Raw genomic sequence first — 18,066 nt, 5'->3', positions numbered from 1 at the left:
GTGCCCGGCAGGGTACGAAAGGGGGATGCACCAACAACAAAAGAACAAGGCAGAAACCCCCGCCCACCCCCTCCAACACCATTACCCTATGATGACGCCTCCCCCTGAGTCCCGCGCCATCATGCCCAACCCCATCACACTCGCCCCAGTCGAACTCGCAAAGTCCTACCGCCTGCTGAACCACGGCCCAACCACGCTGGTCACCAGCGCCCATAACGGCGTGCGCAACGTCATGGCAGCAGCCTGGGCGATGCCGCTCGACTTTGACCCGCCCAAAGTGCTGGTCGTGGTCGACAGCCGCACACTGACGCGCGAGCTGATCGAAGCCTCGGGCGTGTTTGCGCTCAACATTCCCACCCGTGCAATTGCCGAGACCACGCTCACGGTGGGCACGCTGTCTGGCCGCGACGGCGACAAGTTCGATGCGCTCGGCCTGGCCACGGTGCCAGCCCGCACGATCGACGTGCCGCTCGTCGAAGGCTGCGCAGGGTGGCTGGAATGCCGCGTCATTCCGGAACCGCACAACGAGAAGCGCTACGACCTCTTCATTGCTGAAGTGACCGCCGCCTGGGCGGACCCAGCGCTGTTCAGCAACGGCCGCTGGCACTTTACCGATGCGGGCAGCAAGACCGTGCATTACCTGGCGGGCGGCGCGTTCTTCGAAACCGGCGATGCATTTACCGTGGAGCCCAAACAGCCATGAGCGACATCGCCATCCGCCCGTTGATCGATGAGGATGCGGCAGCGTTCAAGGTGCTCCGCCTGAAGGCCATTGAGGATTCGCCGACCGCCATCTGGCCGACGCACGATGAAGAGTCGGGCCGCACGCTGGAGGAAACCCGCAACCGCATCCGGGCGACCGAGTATCAGATCGTGTTCGGTGCATTTGCCGGGCCGGAGCTGATCGGCATTGCCGGGCTGCGTCGCGAGCCGCTGGCGCAGGTTGCCCACAAGGCCGTGCTCTGGGGCGTGTTTGTTGACCCGGCACATCGGCGTGGCGGTATTGCAGGCCGTCTGCTCGACGCCGCCATTGCGCATGCACGTGCGGCGCGCGTGTTGCAGATCCACCTGTGTGTCAATGCCGAGAACCCGCGTGCGCAAACGCTGTATCGCAACGCGGGTTTCGAAACCTTCGGCGTCGAGCGCCGCGCCATGCGTGTCGGTGACCGTTTCTACGACGAAGAACACATGGCGCTGCGGCTGGACGTCTGAACCGTCAAGCACACGCCATCAGGTCGGCCACGCCCCGGCTGGCCTCGGCGCGGATGCTCGCCACATCCAGGCCGCACACCACACCTTCGTCCACCACAACGCGCCCGCCGATGATGCTGGTGCGCACGGCGATGGGCTCCCCGGCGACCACGGGCGCGAGCGCGGGGTCGTGGAAGCCGTAGAAGCGCGGGTGGTTGATGTCGTAGAGCACCAGATCGGCGGCTTGCCCGACCTGCAGCGTGCCGACCTCACTCAAGCCGAGCACGCGCGCACCGCCTGCGGTCGCCCAGTGAATGACGTCTTCGGCGGTGGTGGCGCCGGCACCTTGCGTGGCACGGTGGATGAGCCACGCGGTGTTGACCTCGCCGGTCATGCTGCCCGATTCGTTGGACGCCACGCCGTCCACGCCCAATGACACCGGCACGCCGGCCGCCGCCAGTTGCGGCACCGGTGCGATGCCGCTGCCCAGCCGGCTGTTGCTGACCGGGCAGTGCGCGATGCCGCTGCCCGTCTGCGCCAGCATGCGGATCTCCGACGGCTGCAGGTGCACGAGGTGCGCAAACCAGACGTCCGGGCCCAGCCACTCGTGCTCGGCCACGAACTCAACGGGCAGGCAGTTGTATTTCTCACGGCAGAAGCGCACGTAGTTGTCGGTCTCCGACAGATGCGTATGCATGCGCAGGTGCATCGCGCGCGCGGCACGTGCCAGCTCGACCAGCAATGCCGGCGGCAACGAGAACGTCGGTGTGGTCGGCGCCACCACCACGCGGCGCATCGCGTCGGGTGCGTCGTCGTGATAGCGGTGTTTGAGCCGCTCGATGTCGGCCAGCATCTGGTCGAGCGTTTCAGGCTGCAGCGCCGTCTTGGAGAAGCCCGGGTGGCTGCTGGCCGACTCGATGGCGCCGCCGCGGCAGAGCACGAAGCGCATGCCGAATTCGTCGGCGACATCGAACAGCATGTCGCCCGATTCGGTGCCGCCGCCTGCGTGATAGAGGTAGTGGTGGTCGGCGCAGGTGGTGGCGCCCGACAGCAGCAGTTCCGCCATACCCAGCCGCGCAGCCGTGCGCATCAGTTCCGGTGTGAAAAGCGGCAGGCGCGGATACGGCACGCTGGCGAGCCACCCTTGCAGGTCCTGGTTCATGCCTTCCGGCACGGCCTTGAGCAGGTTCTGGAACAGATGGTGGTGCGTGTTGATCCAGCCCGGGTAGACGATGCAGTCGCTGGCGTCGATGACGCGCTCGCCGGGGCGGGGCATGAGGTCGGGGCCCATCTCGGCGATGCGGCCGCCGGCGATGCGGATGTCGACCGCACCGGCGCGTGCTGCGTCACCACGCAGGCCGGTCATGACGGCCAAGGGGCGGCGGATGAGGATGTCTTGAGGCGTGTTGTGCATGGAGAGGTCCATTGGAAAATCAGGCACGGCCCGCCGTGCGCACGACCGACGCGGGCACGTGCGCTTCTTCGGTACCGTTGAGCAGCAGGTTCAGCGCCACCGACACCAGGCAGGCGATGACCACGCCGCTGTGCAGGAACGGTTGCGACCAGTCGGGCAACTGCTTGAACAACGTCGGCGCCAGCACCGGTACCAGCGCGGCGGCAATCGTGAAACCGACGATGAGCACGTTGTAGCGGTTGTGCTCGTAGTCGACGCGCGCCAGCGTCTGGATGCCTGCCGCGGCCACCACGCCAAACATGGCGATGCCCGCGCCGCCCAATGCGGCTGTCGGCGTGGCCGCAATCACGGCGCCCGCCTTGGGCGCCAGCGCCACGAGGCACATCAGCACGCCGCTCACAGCCACCACCCAGCGGCTGCGCACGCCGGTGAGTACCACCAGCCCGACGTTTTCCATGAAGGCGATGAAGGGGAATGCGGCGAACATGCCGGCGATGGCGCTGGCCAGCCCGTTGGCGCGCAGGCCGTTGATGGCTTCCTCTTCTTCGATCGGCTTTTCGACGATGTCGCCGATGGCCAGGAACAAGCCCATCGACTCCACCATCTGCACGATCATCACCACGATCATGGTCAGCGCGGGGACCACGGCGAACACGGGCACGCCAAAGTGGAACGGCACCGGGAGCGTGACCCACGGCGCGTCTGCCACGCCGTGAAAGTCGCCCATACCCATGGCGCAGCCCAGCAACGTGCCGACGATCATGCCCACCAGCACCGCGAGGTTGCGCAGCAGCGGGCTGCCGAAGCGGTTGATGAGGAGGATGGTGGCGACCACCACCGCGGCCACCAGCAGAAACGATGGTGCACCGAAGTTGGCAGCGTTGCGTCCGCCGCCCACCCAGTCATAGGCGACGGGAAAGAGCTGCAGGCCGATGACGGTCACGATGCAGCCCGTGACCACCGGTGGAAAAAATCGCCGCAGCCGCCCCACCAGCGGTGCGGCGAGCAGCGTAAACAGTCCGGCCGCAATGACCGCACCGCACACGCCCGCGAAACCTACGGCAGGGTTGGTGCCGATGGCGATCACCGGCCCCACGCTGCTGAACGCCACCCCCTGCAGGATCGGCAACCGCACCCCGAACTTCCAGAACCCGATGGTCTGTAACAGCGTGGCGATGCCCGAGCAGAACAACGTGGTGCTGATGAGCACAATGGTGTCCGCCTGCGACATCTTGAGCGCCGACGCGATGATCATCGGTACCGCGATGGCGCCGATGTACGACACCGCCATATGCTGCAAGCCCAACGTCAACATCTGTCGCGTCGACAGAACCTGGTCGACCGGGTGTACGGCTGTTGTCATGGTTGTCTCCTATCGTTGTCATGCCCGGGGCGTGCCAGGAGCCGCCCTCGGGTCAGGGGATGTCATGTCATGGCATGCTCACGCCGCCAGACACGCGTTGAAGCCGTCCTGCAGGGCCGCACGATCGAGGTCGCGGCCGATGAAGACGATCTTGCTGCTGCGCGCTTCGCTGCCCCACGGCTGCGTTGCGCGAAAGTCGATGAGGCTGTGCACGCCCTGCAGCACGTAGCGCTGCGCCTGGCCCTTCACGGCCAGGATGCCCTTCATGCGGAACAGCGTTTCCGCCTGCTCGGTGCGCAGGGCGTCGATCCACGTATGGAAACGCACGAGATCCACGTCGGCCGGCACGTCAAAACCCACTGATGAGACGCTCGGATCGTGCTGGTGGTCGTGCTCATGCTCATGTTCGTGCTCATGGTCATGCTCGTGAGCGTCGGCGTGAACATGTTCATGTTCGTGGTCATGCTCGCCGTGGCCGGCGTCTGCGCCGATCTCCAGCAGCTTCTGCGTCGCCTCGAACGCGCCGACACCGATGATCTTGTTCAGATCGACCTCGGCATAGCTGGAGGTGACGATGTCGGCCGTGGCGTTCAAGCCGCGGATGCGCCCGCGCAGCGCGTCGATATCGTCGCGGCCCACAAGGTCCACCTTGTTGATGACGATGCGGTCCGCGCAGACGATCTGGTCGACGGCCTGGTTGTCGACACCGTCCAGGTGCAGGTCGTCCAGATGCGCGGCGATGTGCTTGGCGTCGACCATGGTGAGGATGGCGTCAAGCTCGACATGTTCGGCAATCGGGTCGTCGATGAAGAACGACTGCGCCACCGGATACGGATCGGCCAGGCCGCTGGTTTCCACCAGGATGTGGTCCAGCCGTTCGGGCCGTGCGACGAGCTGGCGCACGATGCGCACGAGGTCTTCGCGCACCTCGGCCGTGCAGCACACGCAGCCGTTGACCATCTCGTAGATCTCTTCGTTTTCCGAGGCCATGACGAGGCCGCCGTCGATGCCGACTTCACCAAACTCGTTTTCGATCACGGCGATCTTGCGGCCGTGGTTTTCGCGCAGGATGAAGTTCAGCAGCGTGGTTTTGCCGGCGCCGAGAAAGCCGGTGAGGATGGTGACCGGAATCTTGGTGTTCGGGCCGGGAAGCGTGGCGTGGGCCGTGGCTTGGGGTTTCATGTTGTCTCCTTGTCGAGCGTGGGTGGGGTACGGACTCAGGCAGGTAAGGCTTCTTCGCCCCAGCGCAGGGCGGTGCCGGCATCGAGCCCGAACAGGTCGAGCACGCGGCCGAGGGTGTGGTCGATCATGTCGTCCAACGTATTCGGGCGCGCATAGAAGGCCGGTACGGGCGGCGCGACGATGGCGCCCATCTCCGTGACGGCCTGCATGTTGCGCAGGTGTGCGAGCGTGAATGGCGTCTCGCGCGCCATCAGTACGAGCGGACGGCGCTCCTTGAGCGTGACGTCTGCCGCGCGTGTCAGCAGCGTCGACGAAACGCCCGTGGCAATTTCCGCCAGAGACTTCATCGAGCACGGCGCCACGATCATGCCCAGCGCGCGAAACGAGCCGCTGGCAATGCCGGCGGCCATGTCGTCCGCGCGGTGGTAATGCGTAGCGCGATCCATCACGTCGGCGAGCTTGAACGGCGTTTCGTGCGCCATCGTCAGCAGCGCAGAACGTGTGACGACGAGGTGCGTTTCCACATCGAGCGCGCGCAGCAGTTCGAGCAGCCGCACGCCGTAGACGAAGCCCGATGCACCGCTGATGCCGACCACCATGCGCGGCCGGGCGGGAGCGCGAGGGTGGCGCGCGCTCATGGACGCACTCCGGCCTGGCGCAGGATGTCGCCCGCGCGGGCAATCGCCTGCGGATCGATGCGTGCGCGGATGCCTTCGAAGCCGGCACCGCGCGTGGCGTCGATGCCCATGCGCGAAGTCGTGCCGTGCACGGACGATGACGGATCGAGCGGGCTGCCGGGCAGGCCATCGACCATGAACACATCCTGGTGCGGCTGGAAGTGCGTGGCCATGGCCCACAGCACCTGCTCGTCCTGCTGCAGGTCGATATCGGAATCCACGGCAATCACAGTCTTGAGGTACGGATCCCAGCCGAGCAGCGCCAGCATGACCTGCCGCGCCTCGCCGTCGCGCGTCGGGTTGAGCGCCACGTAGCAATGGAAGTGCGTGCCCGAGTTCGGATAGTGCAGCGCCGTCACCGATGGGAAGCGCGCCTTGAGCTTTTCGCTCATCTCGGCTTCGCGCGGCAGGCGGGCCAGCGTCAGGTGCTCGGCGTACGGGCCGCCCACCACGTCGACCAGCCACGCATCGCGCCGCCGCATCAGGGCATCGATGCGCAGCACATTGTTGGTGGAGCGGTCGGACGAATAGCCGGTGAATTCACCGAACGGGCCTTCTTCTGCATAGGCGGCGGGGTCGATGGTGCCTTCGAGTACGAACTCCGCTGCCGCCGGCACGCCGATGCCGTAGCGCGGCGTGCGGACGATATCGAGCGGCGCGCCGAGCAGGCCACCCGCCACGGCGCGTTCGTCAGTGCCAAAGGGCAGGCGGGCGGCGGCGGCCAGCATGAACAGCGGATGCGCGCCTACCACCATCGCCACGCGTAGCACGTCGCCGCGTTCGCGCGCGGTCTGCAGCATGCGCCACAGGTGGCCGCGCGAGTGCAGGCTCGTCGCCAGTGCGTTGCGTGCGTGGCGCATCGAGCGGTGATAGCTCATGTTGGCCACGCCCGTCACCGGGTCCTCGGCCACGATGATGGCGTTGGTGATGTAGGGTGCGCGGTCGCTCTCGAAGTGCTTGATCATCGGCAGCAGCGCAACGTCGACCGCGTCGCCTTCGATCACCTCGTCGGTGATGGGGCCGTGCGAGACGACACGCGGTGCGATGGGCGCATTGGCGCGCGCCTGGAAGGCATCGTGCAATTGATGCGGCAACACGTCGAACAACCGTGCCAGCCGTGACCGCGAGGCAAAGACGTTGGTGACCAGCGGCACCTGCAGGCCGCTGACCTGCTCGCAGACCAGCATGGGGGTCTGGTTCCGCGCAGCGAGCTGATCGATGACGGCGGTGACGTCCTGGTCGGCGGAGATGCCGTGGCGCACCGTCAGCACATCTTCGGGATACAGCTCGCGATAGAGATTGGCGAAGACGTGGAAATCCTGGCCTTCGCCAAGCCGGGTCATGCTCATGGCACACCTCGCTAGAGGCGGGCGCCGAACACCACAGAGGCACGGCGCCCGCGGGATCGGCGCTCAGGCCGCTTCTGCTGTCTGGACGTAGGTCGACTTCAGGCGAAGCTCCGCCTCGGCCAGGTCCTTGGGCGGCTTGGTGGGTTCGATGCCGACCAGTCGCGCAATGTTGTTGCCCAGATAGTCTTCGAGGTGCTCCTCATCGATGCCCAGCCCCTGCGGCGGCGCCGAGCACAGCACCTCCAGCTCGCGCAGCCACATGCCGGGCTCGTTGGGCGGCGAATCGGTCCCGAAGACGATCTTGTCGCGCGGCAACTGCTTCGCAAATTCGACGATGCGCGACTGGAAGCACCAGCCGGATTCGCAGTACACGTTGGGCGTATCCATCGCCATCCAGAACGCTTCGAACGAGTAGTTGCCGCCGGTCTGGATGCCGAAGTGTCCGATGATGAAGTTCACCATCGGGAACTCGCGGATGATCGGATAGAACATCGTCGGGATGGTGTACGGGCCGTCGCCGGTGTGGATCAGCACCACGATGTTGTACTTGGCGCAGACCTTCATCGCGGGGCGCAGCCAGTCGAGCGCGCGATCGGGCCGGTAGCCGTGCATGTTGGCGTGCAGCTTGACCATCTTGAAGCCGTATTCCTTGATGTGGAATTCCAGCTCCGCCGCGCCGTTCTCCGGGCCCCAGCGCGGGTTGTAGGTGAAGTTGCCGATGAAGCGGTCCGGGTACTTCTGCGTGAGTTCGGCGATGTACGCCATGTAGTCGCGAATGCCCTCGCGGCCGCGGCGGTTGCCGTCCCGGTAGCCGGTGTTGCCCGGCGGCGGCTGGATGAAGCCCATGTCGATGCGGCGCGGCTTGCCGTTGATCATGTACGGGCCGTCCATCAGCTGGATCATGCGTTCGCCATTGAACGGCGTGCCGGTGTGGCGCCAGGCCTCGTCGACGAGGTTGGTCGGGTGCAGATGGGTATCGATAATCATGTGTTGCGCTCCGTGCGGTCTGCGGTGGCTCAGGCGGCAGCCAGCGCGAGCTGCGCTTCGGCTTCGGCCACGGTCTTGGGCGGACGGGTCGGCTCCAGGCCGATCATGCGGGCGATGTTGTTGCCCAGGTAATCCTCGAGCGTGTCTTCATCGAGGTTCAGGCCCTGCGGCGGGTCCATGCACAAGACTTCCAGCAGACGCAGCCACATGCCGGGCTCGTTGGGCGGCGTGTCGGTGCCGAACAGGATCTTGTGCTTGGGCAGCACCTTGGCAAATTCGACGATGCGCGACTGCAGGCACCAGCCCGATTCGCAATACACATTGGGCAGCTCCATCGCCCACTGCATCGGCTCGAACACGTAGACGCCGCCGGTCTGCACGCCGAAGTGCGCCATGATGAAATCGACATTCGGGAAGCGCTTGATCATCGGAATCCATTCCGACGGAATGCTGTAGGGGCCGTCGCCCGTATGCAGCTTGACGGGCACGCCCAGCTCGGCACATTTCTCGAATGCGGGCATCACCCAGTCCAGCGCGCGGTCCGGACGGTAGGCGTGCATGTTGGCCTGCATCTGGACCATCTTGAAGCCGTGCTCCTTGACGTAGCGCTCGATGGCCTCCACGCCGTTCTGCACGCCGCAGCGCGGGTTGTAGACGAAGCACCCGATGAAGCGGTCGGGGTAGGTCTGCACCATCTTGAGCGTGTACGCCATGTAGGCGTCGATGGACTCGCGGCCCGAAAGCTCGCCGTCCGTCCACGTGTAGATGGTGTTGCCCTGCGGCGGCTGGATGAAGGCCTTGTCGATACGGCGCGGCTTGCCGTTGATCATGTACGGGCCGTCCATCATTTCGAGCAGGCGCTCGCCGGTAAAGGGGTCGCCGTCGTGCCACCACGCGAGGTCCACCAGGTCGGTGGGGTAGCAGCTGATGTCGATGATCATCGTTGGATCTCCTGATGACTGGGAGGAAGCGCGTGATGGCTTCCCGGTGAGGGCAGGCACGTCCTGCAGCGCGGCGCTCTTTGCTAGGCGTGTGCCTTCCCCTCGCCGGATCGCGTGATGCCGGATGCGTGCTGCTTGGGGCGCAGTATCGGAGTCAGGGCCGGGGGCCGGCCAATACTATTTGGCGGCGGTCTTGATACGTTGCCGATATCGGCAAGTCGGTCGGCAGGCGGCGGGCGCTCAGGCGCCGAGCGTGTCGCGCGCCAGTTGCTGCACTGCGTTCACCACCGCCTGTGCGCGCTCGCCATGGCCGCGCTGCCAGACGGCATACAGGTTGTAGTGCGCCGGGATGGCCACGTCGGTCAGCCGCACGAGGCGCCCGTGTTGCAGTGCATCGGCCGCCAGCAGCCCACGCACCAGCGCCACGCCGACGCCAGCTTGCGGCGGCCGCGACCATGTTGGCGGCGTTGTCGAACGCGGCCACCACGGCGGGCTCGAGCGGTTCCAGCGCGGCGGCGTCCAGCCACGGAATCCACGAGCGCCGCGTGTAGCCCAGCAGCGGCAGCGTCATCGCAGCCGACGGCGCCAGCGGCGCCTGCACGCCATGCCGCGTCAGCAGCGCGGGCGCCGCCACAGCGGTGACGTGGTCGCCACAGACGAGCGCCATCTCGCAGTCATCCCATTCGCCATAGCCGTAGCGCAGCGAAACGTCCACGCGTTCGAACGAGGGCCGCTCGCCGCGCGTGGTGGACAGGAACATCACCTGGTAGCCGGGCAGGGCCGCGAGCAATTGCGGCAGCCTCGCATTGAGCCAGCCCTGCGCCAGTTCGCTGTCGACATCGACGATGAGCGTTTGCGGCACGTGCCGGTTGCGCACCGAAGACAGCGCCCGGTCCACCTGCCCGAAGCCGTCGGTCAGCATGCTGGCAAAGAGCTGGCCCGCATCGGTCAGCACGATGCCGCCCGCCTCGCGCACAAACAGCGGCTGGCCGATGAACTCCTCCAGCGAACGGATCTGCTGGCTGATCGCGCTGTGCGTCAGGTCCAGTTGCTGGGCGGCCTTGGTAAAGCTGCCGGTGCGCGCCGCCTGCAGGAAGGCATGCATCGACTGGATCGACGGATAACGCTTGTACATGGCGGCGGTGGGTGAGCTGTTAGTTCGACTTACACGGGCTGGCAGAAATCGTCGCTGGCGGGGCGCCCGTACGCGGCTTCATATTGCAGTCACGCGCGGCCGCACAAGACGGCCCGATTCTGGAGGAGACAATGATGACCGAGATTATGGTCAATGGCGCGCCCCACGCGCTGGATGACGCCGATGCCGACATGCCGCTGCTCTGGGTACTGCGCGATCGGCTGAAACTGACCGGCACCAAGTTTGGCTGCGGCGGCGGCTTTTGCGGGGCCTGCACCGTCCATCTGGATGGCGCACCGATCCGCGCGTGCATCACGCCGGCGTCGGCCGCGGCCGGGCACAGCGTGACCACCATCGAAGGCCTGTCGAAGGACGGCACGCACCCGCTGCAACGCGCCTGGGTGGCCGAAGACGTGCCGCAATGCGGCTACTGCCAATCGGGGCAGATCATGTCGGCCGCTGCCTTGTTGGCGGCAGGCACGCCCGTCAACGACGAGGCCATCACGAATGCCATGGCCGGCAACATCTGCCGCTGCGGCACCTACGGGCGCATCCGCCAGGCCATCAAGCGCGCCGCCGCCGACGAGCGAGGCAAGGCATGAACGCGCCGCGTGACTTGCATGCACCGTCGCGCCGCCGCTTCCTACAGCAGAGCGCGCTGCTGACGGCGGGGCTGGCGGTCGGCTTTCGCTTGCCCGATGCACTGGCCGCCGGCAAGGATGGCGCCGCGGGGGAATTCGAACCCAATGCGTGGGTCCGCGTGTTGGCCGACAACACCGTCAAGATCGTCGTCCACAAGCACGATTCCGGCACCGGCACGCAAACCGCGCTGGCCGCCTGCGTGGCCGAAGAGCTGGATGTGGACCCGATGCGCATTGCCGTCGTCACGCCGGAAGATCCGTTCTTCCAGGACTACATCCATCCGGTCTGGAAGGTGTATTCCACCGGCGGCAGCACCAGCGTGTCGCTCGAATATGCGCGCCTGCGGCAAGCCGGCGCCACGGCGCGCGCGATGCTCATCAGCGCGGCGGCGCAACGCTGGGGCGTGCCCGTGGCCGCATGCAGCACCGCAGACGGCACCGTCATCTGCAATGCCGACGGCCGCAAGGCCACCTACGGCGAACTGGCCGATGCGGCGGGCCGTCTGCCTGCGCCTGCCAATGTGGCGTTGAAGAATCCAGCGGACTTCAAGTACATCGGCAAGCTCAGGCATAAGCGTGATGCGCTGGCCAAGACGACGGGCCGGTTCCAGTACGGCATCGATGTGTCGTTGCCCGGCATGCTGGTGGCAGTCGTGCAGCGTGCGCCCATGCCCGGTGCACGTGTGCGCCGCGTCGACAGCGCCGAGGCGTTGAAGGTGCGCGGCGTGCGCCAGGTCATGACCATCCCGATGCGCGTCGATGTGCTGGGCGGTAACCAGGAAGGCGTGGCCGTGCTGGCCGACGACTACTGGGCCGCCGACAAGGGCCGCGCGGCCCTCAAGGTCGAGTGGGACGACAGCGCCTTCGCCGATTTCGACAGCGGCCATGTCGCGCAGCACCAGGCCGCATGGCTTGCCAGCGGCAAGGCGCGCGTGGTGCACACCGTGCAGACCGGCAACACGGACGTGGCGATGGCCCATGGCGCCAAGTGCATCGACGCGGCGTATCGCATGCCGTACAAGCAGCAGAATCCGCTGGAACCCGTCAACATCACCGCGTGGTTCAACGACGGCGCCATTCAATACTGGGGCGGCATCCAGGTGCCATCCACCGCGATGGAAGCTGCCGAGGTGATCTGCGGCGTGCTGCGCGACAAGGTGGTGCTGCACGAGATGGTGTCGGGCGGCAGCTTTGGCGCGCGCGAGAGCAAATACTGGCTGTTCGAAGTCACCTACCTTGCCAAAAAGACGGGCGTGCCCGTCAAGCTGATGAACAGCCGCGAAGACGAGATGCGCGCGCTGTACGGCCACCCCGCCACGTATCACCGCCTCGAAGGCGCGCTTGATGCGCAAGGCCGGCTCGATGCGCTGCGCATCCGCGCGGTGTCGCCCGCATCGCCGGAACAGTGGGAGCCCGGCTACTTCGATCGCCCCGATCGCATGGACTACAGCACCACCGAGGCCCTCTCGAAGTGGGATTTTCCATACCGCGCCAACCACATGGACATCGGCTGGGTGCGGCACGAAACGGGCATCCCGACGGGCTGGTACCGCGCCGTCAGCTTCATCCCCAACGTCTTCGCCACCGAGAGCTTCATCGATGAACTCGCTGTGGCGGCCAGGCGCGATCCGGTTGATTTCCGCGTCGCTCACATGGCCGACCGGCCCCGGCATGTCGACGTGCTGCGCGCCGCCGCACAGCGTGCGGGGTGGGGAAACATGGCGCACGGCCACGCACTGGGCGTGGCCACGCATCAGGCGTATGACAGCTACATCGCCGTGGTGGCGCAGGTGGCGCGCAAGGACGGCCGCGTCGTCGTCCAAAAGCTCACCTGCGTGGCCGACGTTGGCCTGGCGGTCTCGCGCACCGGCGTGGAGGAGCAGCTGTACGGCGGCCTGATGTGGGGCCTCGGCCATGCGCTGTTCGATCGCATCGACATCCAGGGCGGCGCGGTGCAGCAGAGCAACTTCCACGACTACCCCGTGATGCGCATGTCGGACATGCCCGCCATCGACATCGTCATCATCGATGGCAACCGCGACAAGCCGGGTGGTGTGGGCGAGCTGGCCAACCCGCCCGTGGCGCCCGCCATTGCCAATGCCATCTTCCGGTTGACCGGCAAGCGCCAGCGCGAGACACCGTTCAACTTCGACCTGAAGGCGTAGCGCATACCGTGGACATCCGCCTGCTGCGTTATTTCTCGGTGCTGGCCGACGAGCTGCACTTCGGCCGGGCGGCGGCGCGCCTGTTCATGTCGCAGCCGCCGCTAAGCCAGCAGATCCGGCTGCTGGAAGACGAGATCGGCACGCCGCTGTTTGTGCGCAGTCACCACCGCGTCGAACTGACGGCCGCCGGACGCACGCTCAAGGAGCAGGCGCCGCTGGTGTTCGCCCAGCTCAACCGCGCGCTGGACCTCACCCGGCAGGCGGGCCGCGGCCAGGTGGGCGAGTTGGAAATCGGCATGATCAGCTCAGTGATGGTGGGGCTGCTGCCCGAAGCGCTACGCCAGTTTCGCGAGCGCTACCCCGGCGTCGAATGGCGCCTGCAGGAGATGACGCCCGCCGCGCAGGTGGCCGCGCTCAAGGAGCGCCGCATCGATGCATGCATCTTCCGGCTGGGGCAGGAAGACCCCGCCGTGCGCAGCGAACTGCTGCAGCACGAGCCGATCGTGATGGCGTTACCCGCCACGCACCGCCTGGCCGGGCACACCAGCCTGGCCCTCGGCGACTTTGCCGGCGAGCCGTTTGTTGCGTTCGAATCCAAGCGATCGCGCTTTGCCGATCACCTGCTGCATCTGTGCATCCAGGCTGGCTTTGCGCCGCTTGTGCGCCAACAGGTGACCGAAGTGCAGACGCTGTTGGCGCTGGTGAGCGCGGGCTTTGGTGTGGCGCTGCTGCCGGGCTCCACGGCGAACCTGGCGCCGCCCGGTGTGGTCTTCCGCCCGCTGGAGCCGGCGCTGCCTGCTGTGCCGCTGTACGTCCACTATCGTGTGGACGATCACTCGCCGGTGCTCAAGGCGTTTCTGGAGACGCTGCGGGAAGTCAGCGGCACGGCCGGGGACGCCGTGGCCGCGCAGCCTCAGCCTGCGCTGGCCAGCCGATAGTCCGTTGGCCGCATGCCCGTCCATTTGCGGAAGGCGCGGTGAAAGGCGCTCGGTTCCGCAAAGCCGACGGCGACGGCAATGTCGGCGATGGTGCGGCGCGTGTCCTGCAAATGGCCGATGGCAATGTCGCGCCGCAGGTCGTCCTTGATCGACTGATACGTGTGGCCCTCCAGCTTCAGGCGCCGCCGCATGGTGGCCTCGGCCACGTTCAGCTTGAGCGCCATTGCGTCCGACGCGGGCCAGCTCGCCACGGGCAGATTGCGCAGCGTCTTGCGTACGCGCGCGGCGAAGGAATCCGGGTTGCGGTACTTGACGATGAAGTTGCCCGGCGCATCGCGCAGAAACGTCTTGCTGGACGCCGCCGTCTGAATGACCGGCAGGTCAAGAAAATCGGGCGACAGGTCGACGTACGACGCATCGTGCTTGAACGCCATGTCGTCGCAGAACATCAGGCGGTATTCCTGCGCGTCCTGTGGCGCCGCACAACGGAAGCGCGCGGCAATGAACGGAATACGCCGCCCCACGAGCCAGCACACCAGGCCGTAGACCATGATGAGCCACGTGGCGTAGGTGAACATGGGCGGCACCCGCGTGCCCTTGCGGTGCACAAAGACAAGACGCACACGCTGGTCGTCTTCTTCAACGCGCACATGCAGATCGTCCAGCACCAGCCGCAGAAAGCCCGTGGCCCGGGCCAGCGCCTGCCTGCCCGTGCGGGCGGTCAGCGCCGCCTGCGTCATCGCCACGAAGCTGCCCCAGCGCATGGGGTGCGCGTCCTGCCCGAAGAACTCGTCGTCCATGGCCTGCGCAATGCCGGCCCACAGCGCGCCGTACTGCGCCGATGACACGCGGCTGCGCGGCTGCGCCAGCATCTGCGGCGTGATGCCCGCGGCGGCCATGATGGGCTGCATGTCCACGCCATGCGCGCGCGCACGCGTGACGGCCTCGTTGACGAGGCTGACAGAGACGGTTCCTTTTTCGTTGTTTTTCATCGGTATGGCAAATCCGCTCACGCAAGTTGATCGTGACGGGCATCGAAGCCGTCCAGCCGCGTGCCTACACTTTTTCCCCATCGAACCCGAGCGCCGCGGGCTGCACAGTGTAAGGCGCCTGCACAGGCAGCGTCACGCGGCACCGGTCAGCAAACAAGCAAGAGCCAAGCGATGGACGACTTCTATACCGAAGAGCAGCGGATGATCCACGACGCTGCGCGCGACTTTGCCACCGAGCGCCTGGCGCCCAACGCCGCGCAGTGGGACCGTGAGGGCGCCTTGCCCGACGAGGTGGTGCGCGAGATGGGCGAGCTGGGCCTGCTCGGCATGATCGTGCCGGCAGAGTGGGGCGGTTCGTACACCGACTACGTGGCCTATGCGCTCGCATTGGAAGAGGTGGCCGCCGGTTGCGCTGCCAGCGCGACGATGATGAGCGTGCACAACTCGGTCGGCTGCGGGCCGATCCTCAAGTTCGGCACCGAGGCACAGAAGGCGCGCTACCTGCCGGACCTGGCCACCGGCCGCGCGATTGGCGCGTTCTGCCTGACCGAGCCGCATGCCGGCTCCGAGGCCAACAACCTGCGCACGCGTGCGGTGCTGCGCGACGGCAAGTGGGTGCTCAACGGCAACAAGCAGTTCGTCACCAACGGCGCACGCGCGAACATCGCCATCGTCTTTGCCGTGACGGACCCTGAGGCGGGCAAGCGCGGCATCTCGGCCTTCATCGTCCCGACGGACACGCCGGGCTTTCACGTTGGGCGGCCCGAACACAAGCTCGGCATTCGCGCGTCGGACACGTGCCCGATCACGCTGGAAGACTGCGCCGTGCCCGAAGAGAACCTGCTGGGCGAACGTGGCGAGGGCTTGAAGATCGCATTGTCGAACCTGGAAGGCGGGCGCATCGGCATTGCCGCGCAGGCCGTGGGCATTGCGCGCGCCGCGTTCGATGCGGCACGCAACTATGCGAATGAGCGCATCCAGTTCGGCAAGGCGCTGCGCGAGCACCAGACCATCGCCAACATGCTGGCCGACATGGCCACGCGCCTGAATGCGGCGCGCCTGCTCGTTCACCACGCGGCGCGCCTGCGCAGCGCAGACAAGCCGTGCCTGTCGGAAGCCTCGCAGGCCAAGCTCTACGCGTCGGAACTGGCGGAAGAAATCTGCTCCAACGCCATCCAGATCCACGGCGGCTATGGCTACCTGGCCGACTACGCCGTCGAGCGCCACTACCGCGATGCGCGCATCACCCAGATCTACGAAGGCACCAGCGAAGTCCAGCGGATGGTGATCGCGCGGCACGTGTAGCACGCCCCGCGCACATCGACCGCATACGAAAGAGCGCAAACGCGCCGACCAGGAGACGACGATGAACGAAGCGGTATCTGCAGCACAGGGTTTTGTGGAAGCGCGCGATTTTCTGCTGCGCCATCGCACCGACTACGACCGGGCGTATCGCGAGTTTGCGTGGCCCACGCTGGACACGTTCAACTGGGCGCTCGACTACTTCGATGCGATGGCGCGCGGCAACGACAACCCGGCGCTGTGGATCGTCGATGACGCGCAGGGCGAAGGGTTGAAGCTCTCGTTTGCGCAGATGTCGGAGCGCTCGTCGCGCATGGCGAACTTCCTGCGTGGGCTTGGCATCGTGCGGGGTGACCGTCTGCTGCTGATGCTGCCGAACCGCGTCGAACTGTGGGACGTGATGCTCGCGGCGATGAAGCTCGGTGCGGTGGTGCTGCCGGCCACGACGCAGCTTTCGCCGGATGACGTGCGCGACCGCGTTGAACTGGGCGGCGCGAACTGCGTGGTCGTCGATGCGGCGGAGTTGCACAAGTTCGACAGTGTGGATGCAAGCGTCAAGCGCATCGCCGTGGGTGCGCAGCGCGAAGGCTGGATCGACCTGGCAGCAGCCTACGATGCGCCCGCGCAGTTCGTGCCCGACGGGCCGACCAAGGCGACCGACCCGTTGCTGCTGTACTTCACCTCGGGCACCACCTCCAAGCCGAAGCTGGTCGAGCACACGCACCAGAGCTATCCGGTCGGCCACCTGTCGACGATGTACTGGATCGGCCTGCAACCCGGCGACATCCACTGGAACATCAGCTCACCCGGCTGGGCCAAACACGCGTGGAGCTGTTTCTTTGCCCCGTGGAATGCGCAGGCCTGCGTGTTCGTTTACAACTACGCCCGCTTCGTGCCGAAGGACACGCTGGACGTGCTGGTGCGCTTCAACGTGACCACGCTGTGTGCGCCGCCCACCGTGTGGCGCATGCTGGTGCAGGAGCCGCTGGCCTCATACGCCGTCAAGCTGCGCGAGATCGTCGGTGCGGGCGAGCCGCTGAACCCCGAGATCATCGAGCGCGTGCGCAGCGCCTGGGGCGTGACCATTCGCGACGGCTTCGGCCAGACCGAGACCACCTGCCAGATCGGCAACACGCCGGGCCAGCCGGTCGTGCCTGGCTCGGTCGGGCGCCCGCTGCCCGGCTACCGCGTGGAGCTGGTCGACCACGACGATCAGCCCGCCAGCGAAGGCGAAATCGTGCTGCCGCTTTCGCACCGCCCGCTCGGCCTGATGCAGGGCTACGCCAACAACGCCAAAGCCACGAGCGAGGCCATGCGCAACGGCTATTACCACACGTCCGACGTGGCGATGCGCCGCGACGACGGCTACTTCGTCTACGTGGGCCGCACCGATGACGTGTTCAAGTCGTCCGACTATCGGCTGAGCCCCTTCGAACTGGAAAGCGTGCTGATCGAGCACGAGGCCATTGCCGAGGCCGCCGTGGTGCCGAGTTCCGATCCGCTGCGGCTGTCCGTGCCCAAGGCGTTCGTGACGGTGCGCCAGGGCTATGAGGCTGGCCCCGAGCTTGCGCGCGCCGTGTTCCTCTTCTCGCGCGAAAAGCTGGCGCCGTACAAGCGCATCCGCCGGCTGCAGTTCAGCGAGCTGCCCAAGACCATCTCTGGAAAGATCCGCCGCGTGGAACTGCGTCGGCTGGAGCTTGAACGCACGCCGCAACCGGCTCGCCTGCCCGGCGAGTACTGGGAAGAAGACTTCGCCTGATTTGCCCGTCCCGCATTGAACTCATTACCG

The 18,066-nt window shown here is 66.4% G+C and carries 15 protein-coding genes and 1 pseudogene; 7 read left to right on the top strand and 9 right to left on the bottom strand.

Translation table 11 applies throughout. The annotated features are described in order from the left end of the window. Nucleotides 1-88 precede the first annotated feature (88 nt). On the top strand, nucleotides 89-703 hold the full coding sequence (locus FUT88_RS14870; RefSeq protein WP_147216244.1) for a flavin reductase family protein: 615 nt from the start codon (nucleotides 89-91) through the stop codon (nucleotides 701-703). Beyond that, a complete protein-coding gene (locus FUT88_RS14865; RefSeq protein ID WP_147216242.1) occupies nucleotides 700-1,212 on the top strand; it encodes a GNAT family N-acetyltransferase in 513 nt (170 codons plus the stop codon). The genes FUT88_RS14870 and FUT88_RS14865 overlap by 4 nt, the downstream gene beginning before the upstream one ends. A 4-nt stretch (nucleotides 1,213-1,216) precedes the next feature. On the opposite strand, the gene FUT88_RS14860 is transcribed toward FUT88_RS14865, so the two are convergent. From FUT88_RS14860 to FUT88_RS14825, 8 genes and pseudogenes are all read right to left on the bottom strand, one after another. Next, entirely contained in the window at nucleotides 1,217-2,605 is a 1,389-nt protein-coding gene (locus tag FUT88_RS14860) for an amidohydrolase family protein (protein WP_222614270.1), read from the bottom strand. A gap of 19 nt (nucleotides 2,606-2,624) precedes the next feature. Further along, nucleotides 2,625-3,968 carry a nucleobase:cation symporter-2 family protein gene (locus FUT88_RS14855; RefSeq protein ID WP_147216238.1) on the bottom strand — a complete coding sequence of 448 codons (1,344 nt, stop codon included), beginning with the start codon at nucleotides 3,966-3,968 and terminating at the stop codon, nucleotides 2,625-2,627. Nucleotides 3,969-4,046: 78 nt separating this feature from the next. After that, nucleotides 4,047-5,150, bottom strand: coding sequence for a CobW family GTP-binding protein (locus FUT88_RS14850; protein ID WP_147216236.1), 1,104 nt, complete (start codon nucleotides 5,148-5,150; stop codon nucleotides 4,047-4,049). A 35-nt stretch (nucleotides 5,151-5,185) separates the two neighbouring features. Next, complete coding sequence (locus FUT88_RS14845; RefSeq protein WP_222614269.1) at nucleotides 5,186-5,788, bottom strand: UbiX family flavin prenyltransferase; 603 nt, start codon at nucleotides 5,786-5,788, stop codon at nucleotides 5,186-5,188. Beyond that, entirely contained in the window at nucleotides 5,785-7,176 is a 1,392-nt protein-coding gene (locus tag FUT88_RS14840) for a UbiD family decarboxylase (protein ID WP_147216234.1), read from the bottom strand. Before FUT88_RS14840 ends, FUT88_RS14845 begins: the two co-directional genes overlap by 4 nt. Before the next feature lie 63 nt (nucleotides 7,177-7,239). Beyond that, nucleotides 7,240-8,163, bottom strand: coding sequence for an amidohydrolase family protein (locus FUT88_RS14835; RefSeq protein ID WP_147216232.1), 924 nt, complete (start codon nucleotides 8,161-8,163; stop codon nucleotides 7,240-7,242). 29 nt (nucleotides 8,164-8,192) lie between these two features. After that, nucleotides 8,193-9,104 carry an amidohydrolase family protein gene (locus FUT88_RS14830; RefSeq protein ID WP_045202142.1) on the bottom strand — a complete coding sequence of 304 codons (912 nt, stop codon included), beginning with the start codon at nucleotides 9,102-9,104 and terminating at the stop codon, nucleotides 8,193-8,195. Nucleotides 9,105-9,344: 240 nt separating this feature from the next. Next, nucleotides 9,345-10,239: pseudogene (locus FUT88_RS14825) on the bottom strand (LysR family transcriptional regulator). A 134-nt stretch (nucleotides 10,240-10,373) separates the two neighbouring features. Here FUT88_RS14825 and FUT88_RS14820 point away from each other — a divergent pair. Genes FUT88_RS14820 through FUT88_RS14810 form a run of 3 tightly spaced genes read left to right on the top strand, consistent with a single transcriptional unit; the run spans nucleotide 10,374 to nucleotide 13,983 of the window. Next, complete coding sequence (locus FUT88_RS14820) at nucleotides 10,374-10,841, top strand: (2Fe-2S)-binding protein (RefSeq protein ID WP_147216230.1); 468 nt, start codon at nucleotides 10,374-10,376, stop codon at nucleotides 10,839-10,841. After that, on the top strand, nucleotides 10,838-13,045 hold the full coding sequence (locus FUT88_RS14815) for a xanthine dehydrogenase family protein molybdopterin-binding subunit (protein WP_147216228.1): 2,208 nt from the start codon (nucleotides 10,838-10,840) through the stop codon (nucleotides 13,043-13,045). Before FUT88_RS14820 ends, FUT88_RS14815 begins: the two co-directional genes overlap by 4 nt. Before the next feature lie 8 nt (nucleotides 13,046-13,053). After that, nucleotides 13,054-13,983, top strand: coding sequence for a LysR family transcriptional regulator (locus FUT88_RS14810; protein WP_147216226.1), 930 nt, complete (start codon nucleotides 13,054-13,056; stop codon nucleotides 13,981-13,983). Here the strand turns inward: FUT88_RS14810 and FUT88_RS14805 are convergent. Then, complete coding sequence (locus FUT88_RS14805) at nucleotides 13,959-14,975, bottom strand: AraC family transcriptional regulator (RefSeq protein WP_186829315.1); 1,017 nt, start codon at nucleotides 14,973-14,975, stop codon at nucleotides 13,959-13,961. The genes FUT88_RS14810 and FUT88_RS14805 overlap by 25 nt on opposite strands. Before the next feature lie 171 nt (nucleotides 14,976-15,146). On the opposite strand from FUT88_RS14805, the gene FUT88_RS14800 reads away from it, so the two are divergent. Beyond that, nucleotides 15,147-16,280: an acyl-CoA dehydrogenase gene (locus FUT88_RS14800; RefSeq protein ID WP_147216224.1), complete on the top strand. Its 1,134-nt coding sequence runs from the start codon at nucleotides 15,147-15,149 to the stop codon at nucleotides 16,278-16,280. A gap of 61 nt (nucleotides 16,281-16,341) precedes the next feature. Next, nucleotides 16,342-18,036, top strand: a complete 1,695-nt coding sequence (locus tag FUT88_RS14795) for an AMP-binding protein (RefSeq protein WP_147216222.1) — start codon at nucleotides 16,342-16,344, stop codon at nucleotides 18,034-18,036. Nucleotides 18,037-18,066: the final 30 nt, after the last annotated feature.

It is taken from the genome of Ralstonia sp. TCR112, from assembly GCF_007997035.1.
GTDB lineage: Bacteria > Pseudomonadota > Gammaproteobacteria > Burkholderiales > Burkholderiaceae > Ralstonia > Ralstonia edaphi.
The sequence above is the reverse complement of the archived record's forward strand: the minus strand, read 5'-3'. Positions and strand labels throughout refer to the sequence as shown.

Coding starts and splice junctions, on each gene's coding strand:
- FUT88_RS14870 (WP_147216244.1), top strand. CDS start 89: ATGATGACGCCTCCCCCTGAGTCCCGCGCCATCATGCCCAACCCCATC.
- FUT88_RS14865 (WP_147216242.1), top strand. CDS start 700: ATGAGCGACATCGCCATCCGCCCGTTGATCGATGAGGATGCGGCAGCG.
- FUT88_RS14860 (WP_222614270.1), bottom strand. CDS start 2,605: ATGCACAACACGCCTCAAGACATCCTCATCCGCCGCCCCTTGGCCGTC.
- FUT88_RS14855 (WP_147216238.1), bottom strand. CDS start 3,968: ATGACAACAGCCGTACACCCGGTCGACCAGGTTCTGTCGACGCGACAG.
- FUT88_RS14850 (WP_147216236.1), bottom strand. CDS start 5,150: ATGAAACCCCAAGCCACGGCCCACGCCACGCTTCCCGGCCCGAACACC.
- FUT88_RS14845 (WP_222614269.1), bottom strand. CDS start 5,788: ATGAGCGCGCGCCACCCTCGCGCTCCCGCCCGGCCGCGCATGGTGGTC.
- FUT88_RS14840 (WP_147216234.1), bottom strand. CDS start 7,176: ATGAGCATGACCCGGCTTGGCGAAGGCCAGGATTTCCACGTCTTCGCC.
- FUT88_RS14835 (WP_147216232.1), bottom strand. CDS start 8,163: ATGATTATCGATACCCATCTGCACCCGACCAACCTCGTCGACGAGGCC.
- FUT88_RS14830 (WP_045202142.1), bottom strand. CDS start 9,104: ATGATCATCGACATCAGCTGCTACCCCACCGACCTGGTGGACCTCGCG.
- FUT88_RS14820 (WP_147216230.1), top strand. CDS start 10,374: ATGACCGAGATTATGGTCAATGGCGCGCCCCACGCGCTGGATGACGCC.
- FUT88_RS14815 (WP_147216228.1), top strand. CDS start 10,838: ATGAACGCGCCGCGTGACTTGCATGCACCGTCGCGCCGCCGCTTCCTA.
- FUT88_RS14805 (WP_186829315.1), bottom strand. CDS start 14,975: ATGAAAAACAACGAAAAAGGAACCGTCTCTGTCAGCCTCGTCAACGAG.
- FUT88_RS14800 (WP_147216224.1), top strand. CDS start 15,147: ATGGACGACTTCTATACCGAAGAGCAGCGGATGATCCACGACGCTGCG.
- FUT88_RS14795 (WP_147216222.1), top strand. CDS start 16,342: ATGAACGAAGCGGTATCTGCAGCACAGGGTTTTGTGGAAGCGCGCGAT.